Origin of the sequence: Burkholderia seminalis (assembly GCF_001718535.1) — a bacterium.
Lineage (GTDB): Bacteria > Pseudomonadota > Gammaproteobacteria > Burkholderiales > Burkholderiaceae > Burkholderia > Burkholderia seminalis.
The window spans coordinates 2,467,221-2,490,068 of sequence record NZ_CP013398.1 but is presented as its reverse complement, the minus strand read 5'-3'; the positions used below and the strand labels follow the sequence as shown (position 1 = coordinate 2,490,068).

Below are 22,848 nucleotides of genomic sequence, written 5' to 3'. Positions count from 1 at the left end.
TAAAGACAGACTCAGGGGTCTGTAGCTCAGTCGGTTAGAGCACCGTCTTGATAAGGCGGGGGTCGTTGGTTCGAATCCAACCAGACCCACCATTGTCTGGCGGTAACACACCTGAGGCATCTGTACTCAATGGGGGCATAGCTCAGCTGGGAGAGCACCTGCTTTGCAAGCAGGGGGTCGTCGGTTCGATCCCGTCTGCCTCCACCAATCACCAACGCTAAGTGCTTGGTTCACACGCTGAACCGAGAATTTTGCATTGGCGATTGAGCCAGTCAGAGGATATCAACAGATATCGGCTGTCGTTCTTTAACAATCTGGAAGAAGTAAGTAATTTGGATAGCGGAAGCGTCTTGAGATGGACGTGAAAACTATCCGGGTTGTGATTGTATCGATGTATCTCAAGATGATTCGAACTCTATGTTCGACTCAATTTGGAATACGGCACAACGCGAGAACTCAACCTGTAGCGGCTGTCGATGAGACAGACTCGTTATAGGGTCAAGCGAACAAGTGCATGTGGTGGATGCCTTGGCGATCACAGGCGATGAAGGACGCGGTAGCCTGCGAAAAGCTACGGGGAGCTGGCAAACGAGCTTTGATCCGTAGATGTCCGAATGGGGAAACCCACTCCTTTTGGAGTATCCATGGCTGAATACATAGGCCATGCGAAGCGAACGCGGTGAACTGAAACATCTAAGTAACCGCAGGAAAAGAAATCAACCGAGATTCCCAAAGTAGTGGCGAGCGAAATGGGATGAGCCTTGCACTCTTTATTTGTATTGTTAGCCGAACGCTCTGGAAAGTGCGGCCATAGCAGGTGATAGCCCTGTAGGCGAAAACAGTATGAAAGAACTAGGTGTGCGACAAGTAGGGCGGGACACGTGAAATCCTGTCTGAAGATGGGGGGACCATCCTCCAAGGCTAAATACTCGTGATCGACCGATAGTGAACCAGTACCGTGAGGGAAAGGCGAAAAGAACCCCGGGAGGGGAGTGAAATAGATCCTGAAACCGCATGCATACAAACAGTCGGAGCCTCGTAAGGGGTGACGGCGTACCTTTTGTATAATGGGTCAGCGACTTACGTTCAGTAGCAAGCTTAACCGTATAGGGCAGGCGTAGCGAAAGCGAGTCCGAATAGGGCGTTCAGTTGCTGGGCGTAGACCCGAAACCAGGTGATCTATCCATGGCCAGGATGAAGGTGCGGTAACACGTACTGGAGGTCCGAACCCACTAACGTTGAAAAGTTAGGGGATGAGCTGTGGATAGGGGTGAAAGGCTAAACAAACCTGGAAATAGCTGGTTCTCTCCGAAAACTATTTAGGTAGTGCCTCGTGTCTCACCTTCGGGGGTAGAGCACTGTCATGGTTGGGGGGTCTATTGCAGATTACCCCGCCATAGCAAACTCCGAATACCGAAGAGTGCAATCACGGGAGACAGACATCGGGTGCTAACGTCCGGTGTCAAGAGGGAAACAACCCAGACCGCCAGCTAAGGTCCCCAAATATAGCTAAGTGGGAAACGAAGTGGGAAGGCTAAAACAGTCAGGAGGTTGGCTTAGAAGCAGCCACCCTTTAAAGAAAGCGTAATAGCTCACTGATCGAGTCGTCCTGCGCGGAAGATGTAACGGGGCTAAGCTATATACCGAAGCTGCGGATGCGTGCTTTGCACGCATGGTAGGAGAGCGTTCCGTAAGCCTGCGAAGGTGCGTTGAAAAGCGTGCTGGAGGTATCGGAAGTGCGAATGCTGACATGAGTAGCGATAAAGGGGGTGAAAGGCCCCCTCGCCGTAAGCCCAAGGTTTCCTACGCAACGTTCATCGGCGTAGGGTGAGTCGGCCCCTAAGGCGAGGCAGAAATGCGTAGCTGATGGGAAGCAGGTCAATATTCCTGCACCATTGTTAGATGCGATGGGGGGACGGATCGCGGAAGGTTGTCCGGGTGTTGGAAGTCCCGGTCGCTGCATTGGAGAAGGCACTTAGGCAAATCCGGGTGCGCAATTCAAGGGTGTGGCGCGAGCTCCTTAGGGAGCGAAGCAATTGGAAGTGGTTCCAAGAAAAGCCTCTAAGCTTCAGTCTAACGATGACCGTACCGCAAACCGACACAGGTGGGCGAGATGAGTATTCTAAGGCGCTTGAGAGAACTCGGGAGAAGGAACTCGGCAAATTGGTACCGTAACTTCGGGATAAGGTACGCCCTTGTAGCTTGACTGGCCTGCGCCAGGAGGGTGAAGGGGTTGCAATAAACTGGTGGCTGCGACTGTTTAATAAAAACACAGCACTCTGCAAACACGAAAGTGGACGTATAGGGTGTGACGCCTGCCCGGTGCCGGAAGATTAAATGATGGGGTGCAAGCTCTTGATTGAAGTCCCGGTAAACGGCGGCCGTAACTATAACGGTCCTAAGGTAGCGAAATTCCTTGTCGGGTAAGTTCCGACCTGCACGAATGGCGTAACGATGGCCACACTGTCTCCTCCCGAGACTCAGCGAAGTTGAAGTGTTTGTGATGATGCAATCTACCCGCGGCTAGACGGAAAGACCCCATGAACCTTTACTGTAGCTTTGCATTGGACTTTGAACCGATCTGTGTAGGATAGGTGGGAGGCTATGAAACCGGAACGCTAGTTTCGGTGGAGCCGTCCTTGAAATACCACCCTGGTTTGTTTGAGGTTCTAACCTTGGCCCGTGATCCGGGTCGGGGACAGTGCATGGTAGGCAGTTTGACTGGGGCGGTCTCCTCCCAAAGCGTAACGGAGGAGTACGAAGGTACGCTAGGTACGGTCGGAAATCGTGCTGATAGTGCAATGGCATAAGCGTGCTTAACTGCGAGACCGACAAGTCGAGCAGGTGCGAAAGCAGGTCATAGTGATCCGGTGGTTCTGTATGGAAGGGCCATCGCTCAACGGATAAAAGGTACTCTGGGGATAACAGGCTGATACCGCCCAAGAGTTCATATCGACGGCGGTGTTTGGCACCTCGATGTCGGCTCATCTCATCCTGGGGCTGTAGCCGGTCCCAAGGGTATGGCTGTTCGCCATTTAAAGAGGTACGTGAGCTGGGTTTAAAACGTCGTGAGACAGTTTGGTCCCTATCTGCCGTGGGCGTTGGATATTTGAAGGGGGCTGCTCCTAGTACGAGAGGACCGGAGTGGACGAACCTCTGGTGTACCGGTTGTCACGCCAGTGGCATCGCCGGGTAGCTATGTTCGGAAGAGATAACCGCTGAAAGCATCTAAGCGGGAAACTCGCCTTAAGATGAGATATCCCTGGGAACTAGATTCCCTTGAAGGGTCGTTCGAGACCAGGACGTTGATAGGTCAGGTGTGTAAGCGCAGTAATGCGTTCAGCTAACTGATACTAATTGCCCGTAAGGCTTGATCCTATAACAAGTCTGTCTCGCGCTAAGATGAGCGCGTCGGACTGGTTGGATTCTCGTGTGTGATACACACAACTCAAAATTACTGCTTCTTCCAAGATTGGTTGTGCTGCGAAGTCAGCACAACAACCCTCTTTGCCTGATGACCATAGCGAGTCGGTCCCACCCCTTCCCATCCCGAACAGGACCGTGAAACGACTCTACGCCGATGATAGTGCGGATTCCCGTGTGAAAGTAGGTAATCGTCAGGCTCCCTAAGCCAGAAACCCCCGCCCGAAAGGCGGGGGTTTTTGCATTTCGGCGGCGAAAATGCGCGTCGGCGCAGAAAACTCATCGCGTCCCGTCACTGCTCGCCAGATCCACCGCTATCCAGCTGCCAGCCCCCGATCGCGGAACGAAACCGCGTGATTTGATACGATCGACATGTCGTCAACGATTGCAACGATTGCATTCGTCGACGTTCACGGTCGAAACCGGGGCTTGATGGAGAGGGCGGGGAATGAATATCGGCGATGCGTCACGCGAATCCGGAGTCAGCGCAAAGATGATCCGGTACTACGAACAGGTTGGCCTCCTTGCACCGAGCAAGCGTACCGACGCCGGCTACCGGATTTACGGTGCGGACGAAATCCATATCCTGCGATTCATCCGTCAGGCCCGGCGGCTTGGCTTTCTCGTCGAGGACATCCGCAAACTGCTGATGCTCTGGCAGGATCGCTCCCGTGCGAGTGCCGAAGTGAAGTCGATCGCCCTTGAGCACGTGGCCGAGCTCGACAAACGTATCGCGGAGCTGAGCGACATGCGCAACACGCTGGCCGATCTCGCCGCGCACTGCCATGGTGACGGTCGGCCGGAATGCCCGATTTTGGCGCGCCTTGCCGACCCGGTCGGTGAACCAAATTAGTGCGCGCGCTCGAGTCGCAAAACGCGCCCGAATTCAATATCTATAAAAATCAACAAGTTAGGTTTGTTTTGCGATCAGCCATTCCGATTTGGAATGGTCTCCATGCAAGTATTTCACTGGCATCTTGGTGCGGCATCGCTATAATTCGGGATAACCCTATACGGGAAATCCCTGAATCTCGATTCACCAGGGGTCCCTCTTCCTTGGAGAATGTCATGATCGCCTACATCGTCGAAAAGCTGAGCAACTGGTTCGAATCCGCAGAACGTGAACGCCGTGAGGCTTACCTCGCCACGTCGTCGGACATCGTCCAGCTCGAGAGCCGTATCCGCTCGCTCGAAACCAACGGCTACTCGCTGTAATCGGAGTTACCGTCAGGTGCCGTGTGGCACCGAACGATTAGCAAGCCCCGTATTGACGGGGCTTTGTTTTTTTGTGCACCGGATCTGGCGAAATCGTCAGTGCAGCGCTATGGTATGGGCCTGCTTTTCATCCTGAAGGACACGATCATGCGTTTGCGTCTCGATGTGCGTCGCAGTGCTCGCGCGCGTCTCGTTCTGGGCGCGGCGGTGCTTGTCCATGGCCTTGCGGCCAGTGCCGCAACGTCGTCCAAACCGCTGGTTCTCGATACGCAACGCGGTATCCAGGACGGCAAGGGCGGATTGGTCTTGCAGACAGCACCGCTGTCTGCGGAGCCGATCGTCGAGCCGGCGGGCATGCGCGCCCCGGCCGGGCAGGCGCCGAACACGTCGGTTCCGCTGTTCGTCGCGCCTTACATCAACGTTCCCACGTGGGGCGGGCAGCCAGTCAATCAGCCGCGGCTCGCGCCGAGGCCGCAGCCGTAACGGCCGGTCGCCGGATCAGTTGCCGCGGTGCTCGATCTGACAGCGGGCGCCGCTATCCTGTCCCAGCTTCTCGACCAGATAGGGCAGGGTTTCTTTCATGCTCTGCGCGAGCGTGTACGGCGGATTCAGGATGAACATCCCGCTGCCGTAGAGGCCCAGGCCGTCCGTCGGCGGATTCGATACCGTCAGCGTCAGGTGCAACCAGTTGTTCGGCTGCAGGCGCTTCAACTGCTCGGGAAAGCGCTGCGACTCCAGCCGCGTGACCTGCGGGTACCAGATCGCATAGCAGCCCGTCGCGAATCGCTTCAGGCATTCCGTCACGCAACTCACCGTGCGCGCGTAGTCCTTCTTGTCCTCGTAGGACGGGTCGATTAGCACGAGTGCGCGTCGCGGCGGCGGCGGCAGCAGCGCCTTGATCCCTTCGAAGCCGTCGCCGGCGAAGATCATCGCGCGTCGCCCCGCGTCGCGGAAATTGTGGCGCAGCACGTCGATTTCGGTCGTGTGCATTTCGAACAGGCGCATGCGGTCCTGTTCGCGCATCGATCGCCAGGCGATGTACGGCGAACCGGGATAGAAGCGCAGTTCGCCATCGTCGTTCAGCGCGCGGACTTCGTCGACATACTCGCCCAGCGCTTCCGGCAGGTTCTTTTCGTCCCACAGCCGGCCGATGCCGGTGTCGAATTCCGACGTTTTTGCCGCATAGCCGTCGCGCAACGAGTACACGCCGGCACCCGCATGTGTGTCGATGTACCAGTACGACTTGTCCTTCTTGTTCAGGTAGCGCAGCAGCTGGACGACGACGGCGTGCTTGAGCACGTCCGCGTGGTTGCCTGCGTGAAAACCGTGACGATAACTGAGCATGGCGGGCTGCCTGAAACGAAAGGTGAATCGATGAAAGCGGTCGATCGCGCGCGGCCGTCGGGCCGGGCGCCGATGCGGCCGCGTATTGTACGCGAGTGGCCGTGCATCGCCTTATTCATATGCGTCGCCGACCACCTCCTCGATGCGTTGCTTCACGTCCGGCGTCAGCTTCGCCGCGACGTCGAGCGCGCGCATGTTGTCGCCGATCTGCTCGATCCGCGACGCGCCCGTGATCACCGAACTGACGTGCGGATTCGCGAGTGCCCACGCGATCGCGAGCTGGCCCGTGCTGCAGCCGAGCTCGGCCGCGATTCCGCCGAGCCGCTCGACGATATCGTTGGCCGCCTGATCGGTCAGGCGGTCACGCATCCAGTCGTAACCCTGCAACTGCGCGCGGCTGCCGGGCGGCACGCCGTTGCGATACTTGCCGGTGAGCAGGCCCGACGCCAGCGGGCTCCAGGTCGTGAGGCCGAGACCGTAATCCTCGTAGAGCCGCGCATATTCGTGCTCGACCCGCGTGCGGTGGAACAGGTTGTACTGCGGCTGTTCGACGACGGGCTTGCGCAGGTGATGCCGTTCGGCGATCTCGCATGCGGCACGGATTTCGTCGGCGCTCCATTCCGACGTGCCCCAGTACAGCGCCTTGCCGCGCGCGATCATGTCGCTCATTGCCCAGACGGTTTCCTCGATCGGCGTGTTCGGATCGGGGCGATGGCAATAGACGAGATCGACATAGTCGAGCTGGAGCCGGCGCAGCGAGCCGTCGATGGCGTTCAACAGGTATTTCCGGTTCAGCGTGTGATACTGGTTCGGCGCCTCGGCGAGCCCCCAGAAGAACTTCGTCGACACGATGTAGCTGACGCGCGGCCAGTCGAGCGACTTGAGCGCGTGGCCCATGATCTCCTCGGATTTGCCGCCGGCGTAGACCTCGGCGTTGTCGAAGAAATTGACGCCCGCGTCGCGTGCCGCGGCGAGGCATTCGCGCGCGACCCGCTGGTCGACCTGGTTGCCGTACGTGACCCAGGAGCCGAGCGAAAGCGCGCTGATCTGCAGGCCGGAGCGGCCTAGCCGTCGATAGTGCATGTGAATCTCCCGCGTGACGGAACCGACCTTAAGCTTAGACGTTTTGCGCGCGAACGGCGGGGCCGATCGTGCACAATGACGGCTGGCCCGCCGCGTCGCACCGGCGACGAATGCCGAAGGGGCGGGCGCGCACTTTTTGATCCGATAACGGGAGGAGACGGACATGGCAGCAGATCTGAATGGCAAGACCGCAGTCGTCACGGGCGCCGCGAGCGGCATCGGCAAGGAAATCGCCCTCGAGCTCGCCAAGGCGGGCGCGGCCGTCGCGATCGCCGACCTGAACCAGGACGGCGCGAACGCGGTCGCCGACGAGATCAACAAGGCGGGCGGCAAGGCGATCGGCGTCGCGATGGACGTGACGAACGAGGACGCCGTGAACAGCGGCATCGACAAGGTTGCCGAGGCATTCGGCTCGGTCGACATCCTCGTGTCGAACGCCGGCATCCAGATCGTCAACCCGATCGAGAACTATTCGTTCTCCGACTGGAAGAAGATGCAGGCGATCCACGTCGACGGCGCGTTCCTGACGACGAAAGCCGCGCTCAAGCACATGTACAAGGACGATCGCGGCGGCGTCGTGATCTACATGGGTTCGGTGCACTCGCATGAAGCGTCACCGCTGAAGTCGGCGTACGTGACGGCCAAGCATGGCCTGCTGGGCCTCGCCCGCGTGCTGGCGAAGGAAGGCGCGAAGCACAACGTGCGCTCGCACGTCGTGTGTCCGGGTTTCGTGCGCACGCCGCTGGTCGACAAGCAGATTCCGGAGCAGGCCAAGGAGCTCGGCATCAGCGAAGAGGAAGTGGTGAAGAAGGTGATGCTCGGCAACACGGTCGACGGCGTGTTCACGACGGTGCAGGACGTCGCGCAGACGGTGCTGTTCCTGTCGGCGTTCCCGAGCGCCGCGCTCACGGGCCAGTCGCTCGTCGTCAGCCACGGCTGGTTCATGCAGTAACGCGGGGGCGGGCGGCATGGCCGCCTGCCGGGTAGGACGGCAGAAAAAAACGCGCTCCGTGGAGCGCGTTTTTCATGTCGGAGGGCGGAGCCGTTGACGGCTGCCACCCGGTGCCGCGTTACTTCAGGACGGCCGCAATCGCGTTGGCGACCGCGTCGAGGTTGCGCGTGTTCAGCGCGGCAACGCAGATCCGGCCCGTGCCGACCGCATAGATGCCGAACTCGTCGCGCAGGCGATCGACTTGCGCCGAGGTCAGGCCCGAATACGAGAACATCCCGCGCTGTGCGTTGATGAAGCTGAAATCGCGATCGACGCCGCTCGCCTTCAGGCGCTCGACGAGACCGTTACGCATCGCGCGGATCCGATCGCGCATCTCGCCGAGTTCCTGCACCCACGAGGCGTGCAGTTCCGGCGACGCGAGCACGGCTGCGACGACGGCGCCGCCATGGGTCGGCGGGTTCGAGTAGTTCGTGCGGATCACGCGCTTCAGTTGCGACAGCACGCGCGTCGCTTCTTCCTTGCTCGACGTGATGATCGACAGCGCGCCGACGCGCTCGCCGTACAGCGAGAACGACTTCGAGAACGACGACGACACGAATGCGTTCAGGTTGGCCGCGGCAAACAGACGCACGGCGGCGGCATCGGCCTCGATGTTCTCGCCGAAGCCCTGGTACGCCATGTCGAGGAACGGCACGAGATTGCGCGCCTTCACGACGTCGACGACCTGTTGCCATTGCGCTTCGGTCAGGTCCACGCCGGTCGGGTTGTGGCAGCACGCGTGCAGCACGACGACCGTGCCGGCTTCGTAGCCGTTCAGCGCCGACAGCATGCCTTCGAAGTTCACGCCGTTGGTGGCCGCGTCGTAGTACGGGTACGCGACGACTTCGAAGCCGGCGGCTTCGAACAGCGCGCGGTGGTTTTCCCAGCTCGGATCGCTGATCGCGACCTTCACGTTCGGGTTCACGGTGCGCAGGAAGTCTGCACCGATCTTCAACGCGCCCGTGCCGCCCAGTGCCTGGGCCGTGACCACGCGGCCCGCCGCGATCAGCGGCGAGTCGTTGCCGAGCAGCAGCTTCTGCACGGCCGCATCGTAGGCGGCGATCCCGTCGATCGGCAGGTAGCCGCGCGGCAGGCCGGCCTCGACACGCGCCTGCTCGGCCTCCCGAACCGCGCGCAGCAGCGGAATCTTGCCGTCTTCGTTCGTGTACACGCCGACGCCGAGGTTGACCTTGGTCGGACGCGCATCGGCGTTGAAGGCTTCGTTCAGGCCCAGGATCGGGTCGCGGGGAGCAAGCTGGACAGCGGAGAAGAGCGACATGATGATTCGGCAGTAGTGAAAAGAGGGTCAGGCTTTCAGCCGGCAGGGCGGGCGCAGCGGACCGCGCGCCAACGGCACGGCGCCGGAAAGCGCAGCAGCCTGATATTGTAGCGAATTCGCGCCGGCGGGGGCGGCGAATCCGTCGCGATTCGCCGCCGAATCGCGATTTCGGGCGGCCGTGGCGCGTCAGGAGCCGACAGCAGTTCGCGCGGCCGCGAAGCGCTAGAATGCTTTCTTTGCCCTTGCTCCGGCCGCACTCCATGTCCGAACATCATGCCGAAGTCGGCGACGCGCTCGACGAATCCAAATTCGTCACCTTCGAAGGGTCGCCGTTCCAGCTGTACCAGCCGTATCTGCCCGCCGGCGACCAGCCGACCGCGATCGAGACGCTTGTCGAAGGCGTCGGCGACGGCCTTGCCTTCCAGACGCTGCTCGGCGTGACGGGGTCGGGCAAGACCTTCACGATGGCCAACACGATCGCGCGGCTCGGCCGCCCGGCGATCGTGTTCGCGCCGAACAAGACGCTCGCGGCCCAGCTCTATGCGGAGTTCCGCGAGTTCTTCCCGCGCAACGCGGTCGAGTACTTCGTCTCGTACTACGACTACTACCAGCCTGAGGCGTATGTGCCGCAGCGCGACCTGTTCATCGAGAAGGATTCGTCGATCAACGAGCACATCGAGCAGATGCGGCTGTCGGCGACCAAGAGCCTGATGGAGCGCCGCGACGTGGTGATCGTCGCGACGGTGTCGGCGATCTACGGTATCGGCAACCCGTCCGAATACCACCAGATGATCCTGACGCTGCGCACCGGCGACAAGCTCGGCCAGCGCGACGTGATCGCGCGGCTGATCGCGATGCAGTACACGCGCAACGAGCAGGATTTCCAGCGCGGCACGTTCCGCGTGCGCGGCGACACGATTGACATCTTCCCGGCCGAACACGCGGAAATGGCCGTACGCGTCGAGCTGTTCGACGACGAGGTCGAGACGCTGCACTTGTTCGACCCGCTGACGGGGCGCGTGCGGCAGAAGATTCCGCGCTTCACCGTGTATCCGTCGTCGCACTACGTGACGCCGCGCGACACCGTGATGCGGGCCGTCGAGACGATCAAGGAAGAATTGCGCGAACGCCTCGAGTTCTTCCATCGCGAGGGCAAGCTCGTCGAGGCGCAGCGTCTCGAGCAGCGCACGCGCTTCGATCTCGAGATGCTGCAGGAGCTCGGCTTCTGCAAGGGCATCGAGAACTACTCGCGGCATTTCTCGGGAGCGGCGCCCGGCGACCCGCCGCCGACGCTCGTCGACTACCTGCCGCCCGATGCGCTGATGCTGCTCGACGAATCGCACGTGCTGATCGGCCAGTTGAACGGGATGTACAACGGCGACCGCGCGCGCAAGGAAAACCTCGTCAATTACGGGTTCCGCCTGCCGTCGGCGCTCGACAACCGGCCGCTGAAGTTCCCCGAGTTCGAGCGCAAGATGCGCCAGGTCGTGTTCGTGTCGGCCACGCCGGCCGACTACGAGAAGCGCGTAACGGGGCAGATCGCCGAGCAGGTCGTGCGGCCGACGGGCCTCGTCGATCCGGAAATCGAGGTGCGGCCCGCGAGCACGCAGGTCGACGACGTGCTGACCGAGATCAACGCGCGCGTGAAGGCCGGCGAGCGTGTGCTGATCACCGTGCTGACGAAGCGCATGGCCGAGCAGCTCACGGAATTCCTGGCCGACCACGGCGTCAAGGTGCGCTACCTGCACAGCGACATCGACACGGTCGAGCGCGTCGAGATCATCCGGGACCTGCGGCTCGGCACGTTCGACGTGCTGGTCGGGATCAACCTGCTGCGCGAGGGCCTCGACATTCCGGAAGTGTCGCTCGTCGCGATCCTCGACGCGGACAAGGAAGGCTTCCTGCGCGCCGAGCGCTCGTTGATCCAGACGATCGGCCGTGCCGCGCGGAACGTGAACGGCAAGGCGATCCTCTACGCGGACAACATGACCGATTCGATGACGCGCGCGATCGGCGAGACCGAGCGGCGCCGCGCGAAGCAGATGGCCTACAACGAAAAGATGGGCATCACGCCGCGCGGCGTCGTGAAGCGCATCAAGGACATCATCGACGGCGTCTACAACGCCGACGACGCGCGTGCGGAGCTGAAAGAAGCGCAGCAGCGCGCGAAATTCGAGGACATGTCGGAAAAGCAACTCGCGAAGGAAATCAAGCGTCTCGAGAAGCAGATGGCCGATTACGCGAAGAACCTCGAATTCGAGAAGGCCGCCGCGACGCGCGACCAGCTTGCCGTGCTGCGCGAGCGCGTGTTCGGCGCGAACGTCGGCGACCACATCAGCGGCGGCCGGTAACTCTTTCCAAGCGTCACCGAAACCTTGCGGTAAAGCGCCTGTAAGCCTTGTCGGATCAGGGGTTTACGTGGCTCTTCGTTTGTTCCGAATCGGGTTCGGTGCTAAACTTCGCCATGATTGAGAATTGTTCGCATTAACGTTCTTCGTCGCGTTAGTGTTTCCAGCGGGCGGCCCCGGCGGCGGCCCGGGTGTCGTCAAGATAGTCAGACAAATAACAAGGAGTGTCCATGTTGGGTTCTTCGTTCATCCGCACGACGGTTGCGGTAGCGGCGGCGCTTGCCGCGATGTCGGCCTCGGCTGCCGAATATCCGATCGGCAAGCAGCAGATCCAGGGCGGCATGGAAATCGGCGCGGTGTACCTGCAGCCGATCACGATGGACCCGGAAGGGATGATGCGCAAGGCGTCGGATTCCGACATCCACCTCGAGGCCGACATCCATGCGGTCAAGAACAACCCGACGGGTTTCGCTGAGGGCGACTGGATGCCGTACCTGCAGGTCACGTACAAGCTGACGAAGCAGGGCGACACGAAGTGGAAGGCTGAAGGCGACCTGATGGGCATGGTCGCGAGCGACGGCCCGCACTATGGCGACAACGTGAAGCTGAACGGCCCCGGCAAGTATCACCTGACGATGGTCGTCAAGCCGCCGATGCAGTCGGGCCACATGGCATTCGGCCGCCACGTCGACAAGGAAACGGGCGTGGGTGCATGGTTCAAGCCCATCACGCTCGAGTACGACTTCCCGTTCGCCGGTATCGGCAAGAAGGGCGGTTACTGATCGGCAGCATCACGAACGGCGCGCTTCGGCGCGCCGTCGGCGTAGAGAACCCAGAATGAAAATTCCCCAGAAAATCGTTGCCGCGGCCGCTGCGCTGTGGCTTGCCGGCGCCGCACACGCGGCCGATCTGCCGACGTTCAAGCTCGAGATGACGGACGGCAAGCTGAATCCCGCCCGCATCGAGGTGCCGGCCGGCCAGCGTTTCAAGATCGAGATCAAGAACACCGGCAAGGGCGCCGCCGAATTCGAGAGCGTGCAGTTGCGCAAGGAGAAGGTGCTTGCACCGGGCGCCGATTCGTTCGTGGTCGTCGCTCCGCTGTCGCCGGGCGAATACAAGTTTTTCGACGATTTCCACCAGCAGGCACAGGGCGTGATCGTCGCGAAGTAACGCGTTTTATCTGCGTGCGGGCGTACGAGTCCCTTGCCCCGCGCGTCAGGAGGTATCGATGGGTCAGATCTTGTTCATCGTCTGGCGGGAGAGCGTCGAAGCGCTGCTCGTCGTCGGCATTCTCTATGCATGGCTGAAAAACGGCGACGACGACGCGCGCCGCGGCCTGCCTTTCCTGTGGGCTGGCGTCGGCGTCGGCTTGCTGATGGCCGTCGGCCTCGGCGCCGCGCTGGTCGGTTTCACCGAAGTGCTGTCCGGCGACGCGCAGGACTACTTCCAGACCGCGATGGTGCTGATCGCGTGCGTGCTGATCGTGCAGATGGTGCTGTGGATGCGCCGGCACGGCCGCACGCTGAAGCGCGACATGGAGCAATCGCTGCAGCAGAGCACGCGCGATTCGAACTGGTGGGGCGTCGCCGTGCTGGTCGCACTCGCGATCGCGCGTGAAGGCAGCGAGACCGTGATCTTCCTGTACGGTCTCGGTTTCGGCCAGTCGGGTCACGTCGACGGCAACCAGATGCTCGCGGTCCTGATCGGTCTCGGCCTGGCGTTCTTCACGTTCTACCTGCTGCAGCTCGGCGGCAAGTACTTCTCGTGGCGGCATTTCTTCCGTGTCACCGAAGTGATGCTGCTGTTCCTCGGCGCGGGCCTGTTCCAGACGGGTGTCGACAAGCTGATCGACAAGGAAATCCTGCCGCTCGGCATCTCGCAGGTGTGGGATACGTCCGCGATCCTCGATGACTCGGGCACGTTCGGCTCGCTCGTCGCGACGCTGACCGGCTATCGTGCGCATCCGGCACTGACCAACCTGGTCGCCTATGCGGTGTACTGGGCCGTCGTCTGGCTGCTGATGAAGCGCGCGAGCCGCCGTCCGGCCGTCGCCGCGGGCCGCGCGGCATGAGCGTGGTCGCCGCAGTCAAGCGGGGCTGGCTCGCACAGGCCGGCCAGTGGATGCAGCGCCACGGCGCGCTGATCCGCGGCATCCAGTGGATCGTCGTCGCGGTCTACGCATTCCTGATCATCGTCCCGGCGGTGTTGCCGCTGCCGGACGATTCCGCGCATCTGTGGAGCAACCTCACGCTGATCGCGCAGTTCGCGTTCTGGGGCATCTGGTGGCCGTTCGTGCTGCTGTCGATGGTGATGCTCGGCCGCGTGTGGTGCGGCGTGCTGTGCCCGGAAGGCGCGCTCACCGAATACGCGAGCAAGTTCGGTCGCGGCGGCCCGATTCCGCGCTGGATCCGGTGGGGCGGCTGGCCGTTCGTCGCGTTCGGGATCACGACGATCTACGGGCAGATGGTGAGCGTGTACCAGTACCCGCTCGCGGTGCTGTTCGTGCTCGGCGGCTCGACCGTCGGCGCGATCGTGATCGGCTTGCTGTATGGCCGCGAGAAGCGCGTGTGGTGCAAGTACCTGTGCCCGGTGAACGGCGTCTTCGGGCTGCTCGCGCGGCTCGCGCCGATGCGCTACAAGGTCGACGAGGATGCATGGCGCCGATCGTACAAGAACGGCGAGCACGGCCATCGCGTGATTCCGATCAACTGCGCGCCGCTCGTGCCGTTGCGCAGCATGAAGGGGGCGGCGGCGTGCCATATGTGCGGCCGCTGCAGCGGGCATCGCGACGCGATCTCGCTGTCGCTGCGCTCGCCGTCCGACGAGGTCGTGAACCTCGGTGCGCAGCAGGCGAGCGCGTGGGACACCGCACTGATCCTGTACGGCCTGCTCGGTGTCGCGATCGGCGCGTTCCACTGGACCGTCAGCCCGTGGTTCGTGCAGATCAAGCAATGGCTCGCGGGCTGGCTGATCGACCGTGACATCACGTGGCCGCTCGAAACGAATGCGCCGTGGTTCCTGCTCACGCACTATCCGGATCGCAACGACGTGTTCTCCTGGCTCGACGGCGGGCTGATCGTCAGCTACATCGTCGGCACGGGGCTCGTGTACGGCACGGCGCTGCTGATATTGCTGGGCGGCGCCACGCTGATGCTCGGCCGCTTCGATCGCGTGCGGCTGCATCATCTCGCGCAGGCACTGATCCCGATCGCGGGAGCGGGCGTGTTCCTCGGCCTGTCGGCCACGACGCTGTCGCTGTTGCGCGCCGAGCATGTGCCGCTCGGGTGGGCGACCGACGTGCGCATCGCGATCCTGGTCGGCGCCAATGCATGGAGCGCGTGGCTCGCATGGAAAGTGACGGGGCGCTATGCGGCGTGGCCGCGCCGGCTCGCGGCATTCGCGTGGTTCGCCGTCGGGTTGGCGGTCGTCGACAGTGCGTGGTGGCTGATGTTCTGGGGTTTCTGACGGGTTTTGCATGCGGCTTCGGCGGCATGCATCAGCGTATCGACGCAGGTGGACAGCATGCCTTCTGCATCGACCGCGCTAACAAAAAAGCGGCACGTCCTTCGACGTGCCGCTTTTTTTCACCCTTGTGCGAGAACCAAAAAAAGTGGCTTGGCTTGCTGCAACGGCTGCTTGAGTGTGTTTGCACGAAGGGGTCTAGATCTCGCGTGCAAGCCGTTACGCTGGCTACTGCCCAACACCTCTCAGGGAGGTGGTCCCCACAATACTCTGTCTTACTTCGTCAGGATCAGTTTGCCGAGCCGCGTGGCACGCAACTGATACGTCTCTCCGTTGTGCGCGATGCTGATGTGGCTGTGGCCCTGCAATAGCGCGTCGCTATTTACGACCCGCGTGCCTGTGTCGCGGTTGCCGGCCGGTTTCGCCGGCGTGGTGACCGCTGCCGTCTTCTGGCGGCTGCTGGCCGCGGTGCCGGTCGTGCGGCGCAGGGTCAGCGTGGTCGGGCGCATGGTGTCGGTCATTCGGTTTGATCGGTGACTGTCGATACGATGGAATGAATTCTAAATGATAACTATTCCCATTTACAAAAACTCTTTATCGATCGAAACATCAGACTTGATAGCTTGAATCAAAAGGCGGCCCGCAGGCCGCCGCCGCGGTCAGTGCAGCGGATCGGGGTCCTTGCGGCCCTGCGCGTATTCGCGGATCAGGCGCACCGTGTCGATGTCCGACGTGCGGTAGGCCTCCTTGACGATCCCGTGCGTCTGCCGCGCATCTTCGCTGTCGTCGGTGACGGTCAGCGTGGTGCGGTACTCGAAACGCAGGAACAGCGCGTGGTCGTCGCGTTCCTCGATCGTCATCGTCAGCGAGCCGCCGATCTCGCCATCGGCCGCGCGGATGTCGTAGCGAACCTGCTGGTTCGGCGTGAACGTGACGTGATCGCGCACGGTCGCATGGCCGTAGTGCAACTCACGTTCGAGCGTCGTGTCCGTCCGTTCGAGGACGACGCAGCTGTCGAGGCCGAGTACGAACAGTTGCGGCTGTTCGGCGCGCAGCACGAGGCCCTCCCAGAGCTGGTCGCGGGTGAGGGTCGGCACGGCCGGATCGTCGGAATTGATCTGGATCAGGTGTTCGAAGTTCAAGGGGACGGGTTCCTTCTGGGTGGCGGGCGGCCACATGGTTCAAGAAGTTATTGTGACGCAAAACCACCGGTTTCGCGGCACCTGCCGCCCCGATCGGGCGTCATGCGTCGATGCGGCCCATGCGGCCCGTCTGGTAGTCGACGACGGCTTGCCGGATCTCTTCCTCCGTATTCATCACGAACGGGCCGTAGCGGACGATCGGCTCGTTGAGCGGCACGCCGCCGATCAGCAGCAGGTCGAGCGGCGTGTCGCCGGCGGCGAACGCGACCGTATCGCCGTCGTCGCCGTAGACGATCATGTGCCGGGCGTCGACAGCCTGCCTGTCGGGCCCGTAGAGCCCCGTTCCGTCGATCGGATAGGCGAACACGCGATAACCGGCCGGCACGGGCTGCGTGACCGTTGCGCCGGGCTCCAGCGTGAAATGCTGGTAGAGGATCGGCGTGCGCGTCTCGATCGCCGCCTGGACGCCGAACGCTTCGCCGGCGATCACGCGTACGTGCACGCGGCCGTCCGGCGATGTCGCGGTCGGGATGCGGTCGGCCGGGATCTCCTGGTAGCGCGGCGCGATCATCTTGTCGCGGCGCGGCAGGTTGACCCACAGCTGGAAGCCGTGCGAGCGGCCGCCCGCCTGTGCGAACGCGGGATCGGGCATCTCGCTGTGCACGACGCCGGCGCCGGCCGTCATCCATTGGACGTCGCCGGGGCCGAGCGTGCCGGCGTGGCCGGACGAGTCGCGATGGCGGAAGCGGCCGTCGAGCGCATACGTCACGGTTTCGAAGCCGCGATGCGGATGGTCGGGCGCGCCCACGGCTTCGCCGGGGCCGTAGTCGACGGGGCCCATTTCATCGAGCAGCAGGAACGGATCGAAGTCCATCAGCAATCGGGTCGGGAACGGACGGTGAACCACGAACCCGCCGCCTTCGGTGGTGCGAAGCGCGGGGTAGGTACGGTCAAGCGAGCGAGCGGTCGTCATGAGGAAGCCCTCGAGATCATCGGAATAGCGTCATTTCTGAAACATAGCGCTATTATATTGGGCGCTTTACCGTTCGATTTGCGGTGGTTCGCAATGGATTGTTCTGAAATTGGAACGATGAGATGAATATCGATGCACATAACCTGAACGACCTGATGTACTTTTCCCAGGTCGTCGAACATGGCGGTTTCTCGGCCGCGGAGCGCGTGCTGGGCATCTCGAAATCGCGCTTGTCGCGGCGCCTGACCGAACTCGAGGCGGCGCTCGGCGTGCGCCTGCTGCAGCGCTCGACGCGCAAGCTCGCGCTGACCGAGGCGGGCGAACTGTTCTACCAGCATTGCCAGGCGATGCTGGCCGAAGCGCAGGCCGCGATGAACGCGGTGCAGCAGTTGCGCGCGTCGCCGCGCGGTTCGGTGCGGGTCAGCGTGCCCGTCACGCTGTCGCAGACGATGCTGTCGCGCATCCTGCCCGAATTCCTGCGCCGCTATCCCGAGGTGAAGGTGCACGTCCGCGTGACGAATCGCGTGATCGACCTGTTCGAGGATTCGATCGACGTCGCGCTGCGCGTACGCTCGGAACCGCCGCAGAACGCCAACATCGTCGTGCGGCCGCTGTGGCGCACGGAACAGATGCTGGTCGGCGCGCCGAGCCTGCTGAGCCAGAATGCGCCGCCGCTGGTGCCGGACGACCTGACCGGTTTCGAGACGCTCGATACGCCGAGCGTCGACGGGCGGCACGTGTTCAACCTGATCGCGCCGGACGGCACGCGTCACGTGCACGAGCATGACCCGCGGCTCGTGACGGCCGACCTGATGACGATCCGCGAGGCCGTGCTCGACGGCCTCGGCATCGCGGCGCTGCCGGAGATGATGTACGGCAACGCGCTGCGTGCGGGGCAGCTGTCACCCGTGATGCCGGGCTGGACGCTGCCGGTGCCGCAACTGTATGCGGTGTTCGTGTCGCGGCAGGGGATGCCGCCCGCGGTGCGCGCGTTCGTCGACTACCTGGTCGAGAAGCTCGATCATGGCGCGTACAAAGAGCCCGGTTGCCCCGAGCGCGCGAAGAAGGAAGCGGCGGCCGATGTTTCGGCGACCTGAACACAGCGTGCACGACGACGCAAATTTGTTTTGTCATTGAAGCGTCGCCTGCAATCGCAAGTTTCAATCGCTGGAACCTTGAATGCGTGCGCGTGCGGGCCTATATTGAAATCCCATTTCGTGAAGGAAGTTCTGAGCGAAATCAGGTGGCCGCATATATTGTGAGCCAGATAGGGCAGAACGCGCAGTCCGTGCAGACCACGGCAGAGTCGCATTTGCGTTGCTCGAGGCGTAACCGATACCGCCGAAGAGCCCGCCGCCCGAAGGCGCCCGCGTGCGCATGAAAAAAGGCCTTCATCTGGCGATGAAGGCCTTTTACTTTGTGGGCGGCCGGCGAGGTGTGGCCGGCTAGGTGCGGCCGGCGAGGTGCCTGCGATGCGTTATCGCGAGACGGGCGCGTGTTACTTCGCTTTCGCGCCCGGCTCCGTGACGAAGCCGAGCTTCCTCAGGCCGCCGGCCTGCGCATCCGACATCACTTCCGCTACGTGCTCGTATGCCACCTTGCGATCCGCACGCAGGTGCAACTCGGGCTGCGGCGTGCGTTTCGCGGCTTCCGCGATGCGAGCCTGCAACTGTTCGCGCGTGACCGTGTGGTCGTCCCACAGGATCGTGCCGTCGCCCTGGATCGCGACGTCGACCGTCTGCGGTTTTTCGTCGACGGGCTGGCTGCTGGCGTGCGGCAGGTCGATCTTCACCGCATGCTGCATCGCCGGGATCGTCACGAGGAAAATGATCAGGAGTACGAGCATGACGTCGACGAGCGGCGTCATGTTGATCTCGCTCATCACTGCATCGTCGTCATCGTCGCTGAAACCGGTGTTCATGGCCATGGTTCACCTCGTCTCAGCTGGCGCGCGTCGCGAGACGCAGGCCGTCGCGCGTCGACGACGATGCGAGCTTCGCGCCCGTCACGAAGTACGCGTGCAGGCCGTGCGCGAAGCGGCGCAGCTTGCTGACGACACCCTTGTTCGCGCGCGTCAGCGCGTTGTAGCCGAGCACGGCCGGGATCGCGACGAACAGGCCGAAGGCCGTCATGATCAGCGATTCGCCGACCGGGCCGGCGACCTGGTCGATCGACGTCTGGCCGGTTGCGCCGATGGCGAGCAGCGCGTGGTAGATCCCCCAGACCGTGCCGAACAGGCCGACGAACGGTGCCGTGCTGCCGACCGACGCGAGGATCGCGAGGCCGCTCTGCATGCGCGAGATGCCTTCGTCCATCGTGTCCTTCAGGCAGCGCGTGACCCAGTCCGACACGTCCATGCGATCGTGCAGGTGCGGTTGCGTCTGGTGGTGGTGGTCGGCGGCTTCCTTGCCCGACAGCGCGAGCGCGAGGAACGGGTTGTCGTTCGGCGTCGATGCGGCGAGACCGAGCTTCTTGATGCCGTCGTCGAAATTGTCCGAATGCCAGAATGCCTGTTCGGCATTCTTCGTGAGACGGTTCAGGCGGATCACGTTCCAGCCCTTGATGACGATCACGATCCACGACAGGACCGACATCACGAGCAGCGTGATCGCGATGGCGCGCGTGACGAAATCACCTTGCGCCCAGACGTGCGCGATACCGTAGCTTTGCATTTTCTTGTTTCCTTTGAATCTTCCGGATGAGGCAGGTTAGTCGGTGAGCCCGAAGCTGTAGGGCTGTGTGCGGGCGGCGCGGATCGCCTGGCCGTTCTCGATGTACGGACGGCAGGTGGTCGAGCGCATCGCGTCGAGTGCGGCGTCGTCGAGGCGCGGGTAGCCGCTGCTCTTCTGCAGGTCGATGCTTTCGATCTTGCCGGTCACGCCGACGACGAAGTGAACGTAGGCCGTACCCGATTCGCCGCGTCGGCGCGACATCGACGGGTAGTCGGGCTTCACGAAGTTGCATTGGAGCGTCGGCACGTTCTTCGGCGCGCTGACCTGCATCGTTTCGCGCGCCGGGCCGGGGGCGGCGGCCGGTGCCGCGGGGGCGGGCGCGGCCGGCGCGGGCGTCGGATCGGCGGCCGGCGCCGGGGTGGGCGACGGGGCCGGCGATTGCGCAACCGGTTGAGGTGTCGGCTTCGCCGCTTTCTGCACCGGCTTCGGCTCGACCTTCGGCTTCACGCGCGGCACGGGCTTCGGCGGCGCGGGCTGCGGGATCGATTCGGCCGCAACCTGCTGCGCGATCGGGGCAGGTGTGATGAGCTGCGCGGTGATCGTCTGGACCTCGACCGATTTCGGCGGCGGCGCGTTGCGATGGAGCCAGGCGGCCGTCAACATGATCGCGTGTGCGGCAAGCACACCGACCGCGACGACGATCACTCGGGAATTCATACGTGGTGCAACCGGCATGGCGCCGGCAGGAGCGAGATGCGAAGCCTGCATGTTAGCTTGAAAGAACGATGTCGCACCCGGGGCGCGGCGGGTGAATCGGCATCACTTGCGGAAGATCAGCAGCGAGATGCAAACGGTGGTCACAAATCCGATCAGCAATTCCATGACAGGCTCCTTGGCAGGTAAGCCGCTGGCTCGCGCAGACGGTGGCTTGCTGACGGTCAAAACAAAAAATGCGGCCTGGGCCGCATGTGCACGCTCGGCGCCGCTCAGGCTGCCTTGCGTTCGTAGAACGTGACCGGGATCGGGTGAGCGTGATGCTCGACACCGCACCGGCTTGCGCAGACGCCTTGCTCGGCCATGAGGTCGCGTACGGACTCCTCGCACTTGCCGCAGCACGTGGCCACGCCGAGTTCGAACTGGAGTTCATCGAAAGAGTGGACGCCCTCGGCGAGGGACGCGCGAATCTTGCGATCGGAAACAGACTTGCACACGCAGACGATCATGATGAGTTGCGATAGCTAACGTTAATGCGAATTATTATCATTAATTTTGCAGACGTTGACAAGCCTGGGTCCGGCTTTTTTTAAGGTCATCGGACCCTTGAAACGGCTGGGGCGGCGGAACTGCGGCGGGAGCGGGCCTGCGGGCCCGCGTCAGGCGGTCGCGCAGGCGCGCGCGTTCGGCGAGGAAATGGTGACGGATTCGACCGGCGCATCGAGGCCGAGCAGCGTCGACGCGAGGGCGCGCAGTTGCACGCCGTCGCTCGTCGAGCAGAAGCGGGGCGGCGCGGCCTGGGTGCCGGCCGGCGCGCGCAGGCCGCGTTCGTCGAGCACCCGCGCGAGCTGGCGCGCGATGGCGTCGCTCGTGTCGACGATCGTCAGGCGATCGCCAACAAGGTCACGAATCGTTTCCGTGAAGAACGGGTAGTGCGTGCAGCCGAGCACCAGCGTATCGGCGCCGTCGTCGAGCATCGGCTGCAGGTAACGCTCGAGCAACGCACGTAGGGCGGGTGAGTTCGTGTCGCCGCGTTCGATCGCCTCGACGAGCCCGTGGCCGGGCTGGCAGATGAAGCGGCGGCCGGCGCCGTAGCGATCCAGCAGCGCCCGGAAGCGCGGGCTGTTCAGTGTCGATTGCGTGGCGAGGACACCGGCGACGCCGGTCGCGGACAGCGCGGCGGCCGGCTTGATGCCCGGCTCGACGCCGACGAGCGGAATCGCCAGGCGTTCGCGGATGGCCGCGATCGCACGTGCGGTTGCCGTGTTGCACGCGATGACGAGCGCCTTCGCGCCTTCGCGCGCGAGCCATTCGCCGATCGCCAGCGTGCGCTCGGTAATGAACGCTTCGTCGCGCGGGCCATACGGCGCGTGATGCGAATCGGCGACGTAGACGAACGATTCCCCGGGCAGGTGCGCACGCACGGCGCGCAGCACCGACAGGCCGCCGAGCCCCGAGTCGAAGATGCCGACAGGGGCGGCGGGGCGGACCCCGGAGGCGACTGGCTGGTGCGTCATCGTCATGCGGACGGCAAGGTGGCGATGTGGCCGGTTACTCGGCCGAGCCCATCATCGTTTGCTGGTAGTTCTGCAGGCCGACCTTGCCGATCAGGTCGATCTGCGTTTCCAGCCAGTCGATGTGTTCTTCGGTGTCGTCGAGGATCTTTTCGAAGATCTCGCGCGACACGTAGTCGCGAACCGATTCGCAGTAGGCGATCGCTTCCTTGCAGGTGGACTGCGAGATCTGCTCGAGCTTCAGGTCGCACTTCAGGATCTCTTCGGTTTCCTCGCCGACGAGCAGCTTGTGCAGGTCCTGCAGGTTCGGCAGGCCGTCGAGCATGAACACGCGCTCGATCAGCCAGTCGGCGTGCTTCATTTCGCCGATCGACTCGTCGTACTCGTGCTTGCCGAGCTTGTCGAGACCCCAGTGCTTGTACATGCGGGCATGCAGGAAGTACTGGTTGATCGCCGTGAGTTCGTTCTTCAGTTGGGCGTTCAGGTATTCGATGACTTTCTTGTCGCCTTGCATGGCTGTTCCTTGTTCAGTGGGGCTTCAGAAACCGAACGATAATCGCTCGAACGAGAAAAGCCAAGCCTCGAAGCCTTATCTGGCCTGCCTTTTGCGTGTAATGAGAATCAGCCTCGAACAACCGGCCGTACACAATAATGAGAACGAGAAGCAAAAAGGCCGGACGTCCGTCCG

At 62.6% G+C, this 22,848-nt stretch carries 22 protein-coding genes, 2 tRNA genes and 2 rRNA genes; 14 read left to right on the top strand and 12 right to left on the bottom strand.

Features of this window, described 5'->3' with window-relative positions; translation table 11 throughout:
* Positions 1 to 15 precede the first annotated feature (15 nt).
* The 7 genes from WJ12_RS11240 (at position 16) to WJ12_RS11215 (ending at position 5,121) form a co-directional block, all read left to right on the top strand.
* Positions 16 to 92: transfer RNA gene (locus WJ12_RS11240), tRNA-Ile, on the top strand.
* Positions 93 to 131: 39 nt separating this feature from the next.
* Positions 132 to 207 (top strand) — tRNA-Ala (locus tag WJ12_RS11235).
* 289 nt (positions 208 to 496) lie between these two features.
* A 23S ribosomal RNA gene (locus WJ12_RS11230) occupies positions 497 to 3,378 on the top strand.
* A 132-nt stretch (positions 3,379 to 3,510) separates the two neighbouring features.
* A 5S ribosomal RNA gene (rrf, locus tag WJ12_RS11225) occupies positions 3,511 to 3,623 on the top strand.
* Between the two features lie 248 nt (positions 3,624 to 3,871).
* Positions 3,872 to 4,276 (top strand): Cu(I)-responsive transcriptional regulator, encoded by a 405-nt coding sequence (gene cueR / locus WJ12_RS11220; protein ID WP_034191148.1) that lies wholly within the window; start codon positions 3,872 to 3,874, stop codon positions 4,274 to 4,276.
* A 215-nt stretch (positions 4,277 to 4,491) separates the two neighbouring features.
* Positions 4,492 to 4,638: a DUF3563 family protein gene (locus WJ12_RS34690; RefSeq protein WP_006478295.1), complete on the top strand. Its 147-nt coding sequence runs from the start codon at positions 4,492 to 4,494 to the stop codon at positions 4,636 to 4,638.
* A 114-nt stretch (positions 4,639 to 4,752) separates the two neighbouring features.
* Positions 4,753 to 5,121, top strand: coding sequence for a hypothetical protein (locus WJ12_RS11215; protein ID WP_049032286.1), 369 nt, complete (start codon positions 4,753 to 4,755; stop codon positions 5,119 to 5,121).
* A gap of 15 nt (positions 5,122 to 5,136) precedes the next feature.
* Here the strand turns inward: WJ12_RS11215 and WJ12_RS11210 are convergent, their stop codons facing one another.
* Positions 5,137 to 5,982: a 23S rRNA (adenine(2030)-N(6))-methyltransferase RlmJ gene (locus WJ12_RS11210; protein WP_034191150.1), complete on the bottom strand. Its 846-nt coding sequence runs from the start codon at positions 5,980 to 5,982 to the stop codon at positions 5,137 to 5,139.
* A gap of 111 nt (positions 5,983 to 6,093) precedes the next feature.
* The gene (locus WJ12_RS11205) at positions 6,094 to 7,065 is read right to left on the bottom strand and encodes a potassium channel beta subunit family protein (protein ID WP_034191151.1); all 972 of its coding nucleotides are present in this window, start codon (positions 7,063 to 7,065) and stop codon (positions 6,094 to 6,096) included.
* Positions 7,066 to 7,228: 163 nt separating this feature from the next.
* Here WJ12_RS11205 and WJ12_RS11200 point away from each other — a divergent pair, with 163 nt between their 5' ends.
* The gene (locus WJ12_RS11200; RefSeq protein WP_069245676.1) at positions 7,229 to 8,017 is read left to right on the top strand and encodes a 3-hydroxybutyrate dehydrogenase; all 789 of its coding nucleotides are present in this window, start codon (positions 7,229 to 7,231) and stop codon (positions 8,015 to 8,017) included.
* A 118-nt stretch (positions 8,018 to 8,135) separates the two neighbouring features.
* Here the strand turns inward: WJ12_RS11200 and WJ12_RS11195 are convergent, their stop codons facing one another.
* Entirely contained in the window at positions 8,136 to 9,335 is a 1,200-nt protein-coding gene (locus tag WJ12_RS11195; RefSeq protein ID WP_059560121.1) for an amino acid aminotransferase, read from the bottom strand.
* 260 nt (positions 9,336 to 9,595) lie between these two features.
* Here WJ12_RS11195 and uvrB point away from each other — a divergent pair, with 260 nt between their 5' ends.
* The 5 genes from uvrB (at position 9,596) to WJ12_RS11170 (ending at position 15,148) form a co-directional block, all read left to right on the top strand.
* Positions 9,596 to 11,686, top strand: coding sequence for an excinuclease ABC subunit UvrB (gene uvrB / locus WJ12_RS11190; protein WP_034190349.1), 2,091 nt, complete (start codon positions 9,596 to 9,598; stop codon positions 11,684 to 11,686).
* A gap of 227 nt (positions 11,687 to 11,913) precedes the next feature.
* Positions 11,914 to 12,465, top strand: a complete 552-nt coding sequence (locus WJ12_RS11185) for an iron transporter (RefSeq protein ID WP_034190350.1) — start codon at positions 11,914 to 11,916, stop codon at positions 12,463 to 12,465.
* A 55-nt stretch (positions 12,466 to 12,520) separates the two neighbouring features.
* Entirely contained in the window at positions 12,521 to 12,853 is a 333-nt protein-coding gene (locus WJ12_RS11180; protein WP_034190351.1) for a cupredoxin domain-containing protein, read from the top strand.
* Positions 12,854 to 12,911: 58 nt separating this feature from the next.
* Positions 12,912 to 13,754, top strand: coding sequence for an FTR1 family iron permease (locus tag WJ12_RS11175; RefSeq protein WP_034190352.1), 843 nt, complete (start codon positions 12,912 to 12,914; stop codon positions 13,752 to 13,754).
* On the top strand, positions 13,751 to 15,148 hold the full coding sequence (locus WJ12_RS11170; RefSeq protein WP_059560125.1) for a 4Fe-4S binding protein: 1,398 nt from the start codon (positions 13,751 to 13,753) through the stop codon (positions 15,146 to 15,148). Before WJ12_RS11175 ends, WJ12_RS11170 begins: the two co-directional genes overlap by 4 nt.
* A gap of 272 nt (positions 15,149 to 15,420) precedes the next feature.
* Here the strand turns inward: WJ12_RS11170 and hemP are convergent, their stop codons facing one another.
* The 3 genes from hemP to WJ12_RS11155 form a co-directional block, all read right to left on the bottom strand.
* On the bottom strand, positions 15,421 to 15,666 hold the full coding sequence (gene hemP, locus WJ12_RS11165) for a hemin uptake protein HemP (protein WP_034190354.1): 246 nt from the start codon (positions 15,664 to 15,666) through the stop codon (positions 15,421 to 15,423).
* A 138-nt stretch (positions 15,667 to 15,804) separates the two neighbouring features.
* Complete coding sequence (locus WJ12_RS11160) at positions 15,805 to 16,287, bottom strand: SRPBCC family protein (protein ID WP_034190392.1); 483 nt, start codon at positions 16,285 to 16,287, stop codon at positions 15,805 to 15,807.
* 100 nt (positions 16,288 to 16,387) lie between these two features.
* Positions 16,388 to 17,260, bottom strand: coding sequence for a pirin family protein (locus WJ12_RS11155; protein WP_034190355.1), 873 nt, complete (start codon positions 17,258 to 17,260; stop codon positions 16,388 to 16,390).
* A 122-nt stretch (positions 17,261 to 17,382) separates the two neighbouring features.
* On the opposite strand from WJ12_RS11155, the gene WJ12_RS11150 reads away from it, so the two are divergent.
* On the top strand, positions 17,383 to 18,357 hold the full coding sequence (locus WJ12_RS11150) for a LysR family transcriptional regulator (protein ID WP_034190356.1): 975 nt from the start codon (positions 17,383 to 17,385) through the stop codon (positions 18,355 to 18,357).
* 401 nt (positions 18,358 to 18,758) lie between these two features.
* Here the strand turns inward: WJ12_RS11150 and WJ12_RS11145 are convergent, their stop codons facing one another.
* The 6 genes from WJ12_RS11145 to bfr form a co-directional block, all read right to left on the bottom strand.
* Positions 18,759 to 19,187, bottom strand: a complete 429-nt coding sequence (locus WJ12_RS11145) for an ExbD/TolR family protein (RefSeq protein WP_059560128.1) — start codon at positions 19,185 to 19,187, stop codon at positions 18,759 to 18,761.
* A 13-nt stretch (positions 19,188 to 19,200) separates the two neighbouring features.
* Positions 19,201 to 19,932, bottom strand: coding sequence for a MotA/TolQ/ExbB proton channel family protein (locus WJ12_RS11140; RefSeq protein WP_034190357.1), 732 nt, complete (start codon positions 19,930 to 19,932; stop codon positions 19,201 to 19,203).
* Positions 19,933 to 19,968: 36 nt separating this feature from the next.
* On the bottom strand, positions 19,969 to 20,700 hold the full coding sequence (locus WJ12_RS11135; protein WP_059560131.1) for an energy transducer TonB: 732 nt from the start codon (positions 20,698 to 20,700) through the stop codon (positions 19,969 to 19,971).
* A gap of 218 nt (positions 20,701 to 20,918) precedes the next feature.
* On the bottom strand, positions 20,919 to 21,155 hold the full coding sequence (locus tag WJ12_RS11130; protein WP_034190359.1) for a (2Fe-2S)-binding protein: 237 nt from the start codon (positions 21,153 to 21,155) through the stop codon (positions 20,919 to 20,921).
* Between the two features lie 150 nt (positions 21,156 to 21,305).
* On the bottom strand, positions 21,306 to 22,169 hold the full coding sequence (gene murI / locus WJ12_RS11125) for a glutamate racemase (protein WP_376698818.1): 864 nt from the start codon (positions 22,167 to 22,169) through the stop codon (positions 21,306 to 21,308).
* Between the two features lie 28 nt (positions 22,170 to 22,197).
* A complete protein-coding gene (bfr, locus tag WJ12_RS11120; protein WP_006478315.1) occupies positions 22,198 to 22,674 on the bottom strand; it encodes a bacterioferritin in 477 nt (158 codons plus the stop codon).
* Positions 22,675 to 22,848 lie beyond the last annotated feature (174 nt).

Coding starts and splice junctions, on each gene's coding strand:
- cueR (WP_034191148.1), top strand. CDS start 3,872: ATGAATATCGGCGATGCGTCACGCGAATCCGGAGTCAGCGCAAAGATG.
- WJ12_RS34690 (WP_006478295.1), top strand. CDS start 4,492: ATGATCGCCTACATCGTCGAAAAGCTGAGCAACTGGTTCGAATCCGCA.
- WJ12_RS11215 (WP_049032286.1), top strand. CDS start 4,753: ATGGGCCTGCTTTTCATCCTGAAGGACACGATCATGCGTTTGCGTCTC.
- WJ12_RS11210 (WP_034191150.1), bottom strand. CDS start 5,982: ATGCTCAGTTATCGTCACGGTTTTCACGCAGGCAACCACGCGGACGTG.
- WJ12_RS11205 (WP_034191151.1), bottom strand. CDS start 7,065: ATGCACTATCGACGGCTAGGCCGCTCCGGCCTGCAGATCAGCGCGCTT.
- WJ12_RS11200 (WP_069245676.1), top strand. CDS start 7,229: ATGGCAGCAGATCTGAATGGCAAGACCGCAGTCGTCACGGGCGCCGCG.
- WJ12_RS11195 (WP_059560121.1), bottom strand. CDS start 9,335: ATGTCGCTCTTCTCCGCTGTCCAGCTTGCTCCCCGCGACCCGATCCTG.
- uvrB (WP_034190349.1), top strand. CDS start 9,596: ATGTCCGAACATCATGCCGAAGTCGGCGACGCGCTCGACGAATCCAAA.
- WJ12_RS11185 (WP_034190350.1), top strand. CDS start 11,914: ATGTTGGGTTCTTCGTTCATCCGCACGACGGTTGCGGTAGCGGCGGCG.
- WJ12_RS11180 (WP_034190351.1), top strand. CDS start 12,521: ATGAAAATTCCCCAGAAAATCGTTGCCGCGGCCGCTGCGCTGTGGCTT.
- WJ12_RS11175 (WP_034190352.1), top strand. CDS start 12,912: ATGGGTCAGATCTTGTTCATCGTCTGGCGGGAGAGCGTCGAAGCGCTG.
- WJ12_RS11170 (WP_059560125.1), top strand. CDS start 13,751: ATGAGCGTGGTCGCCGCAGTCAAGCGGGGCTGGCTCGCACAGGCCGGC.
- hemP (WP_034190354.1), bottom strand. CDS start 15,666: ATGACCGACACCATGCGCCCGACCACGCTGACCCTGCGCCGCACGACC.
- WJ12_RS11155 (WP_034190355.1), bottom strand. CDS start 17,260: ATGACGACCGCTCGCTCGCTTGACCGTACCTACCCCGCGCTTCGCACC.
- WJ12_RS11150 (WP_034190356.1), top strand. CDS start 17,383: ATGAATATCGATGCACATAACCTGAACGACCTGATGTACTTTTCCCAG.
- WJ12_RS11145 (WP_059560128.1), bottom strand. CDS start 19,187: ATGGCCATGAACACCGGTTTCAGCGACGATGACGACGATGCAGTGATG.
- WJ12_RS11140 (WP_034190357.1), bottom strand. CDS start 19,932: ATGCAAAGCTACGGTATCGCGCACGTCTGGGCGCAAGGTGATTTCGTC.
- WJ12_RS11135 (WP_059560131.1), bottom strand. CDS start 20,700: ATGCAGGCTTCGCATCTCGCTCCTGCCGGCGCCATGCCGGTTGCACCA.
- WJ12_RS11130 (WP_034190359.1), bottom strand. CDS start 21,155: ATGATCGTCTGCGTGTGCAAGTCTGTTTCCGATCGCAAGATTCGCGCG.
- murI (WP_376698818.1), bottom strand. CDS start 22,169: ATGACGATGACGCACCAGCCAGTCGCCTCCGGGGTCCGCCCCGCCGCC.
- bfr (WP_006478315.1), bottom strand. CDS start 22,674: ATGCAAGGCGACAAGAAAGTCATCGAATACCTGAACGCCCAACTGAAG.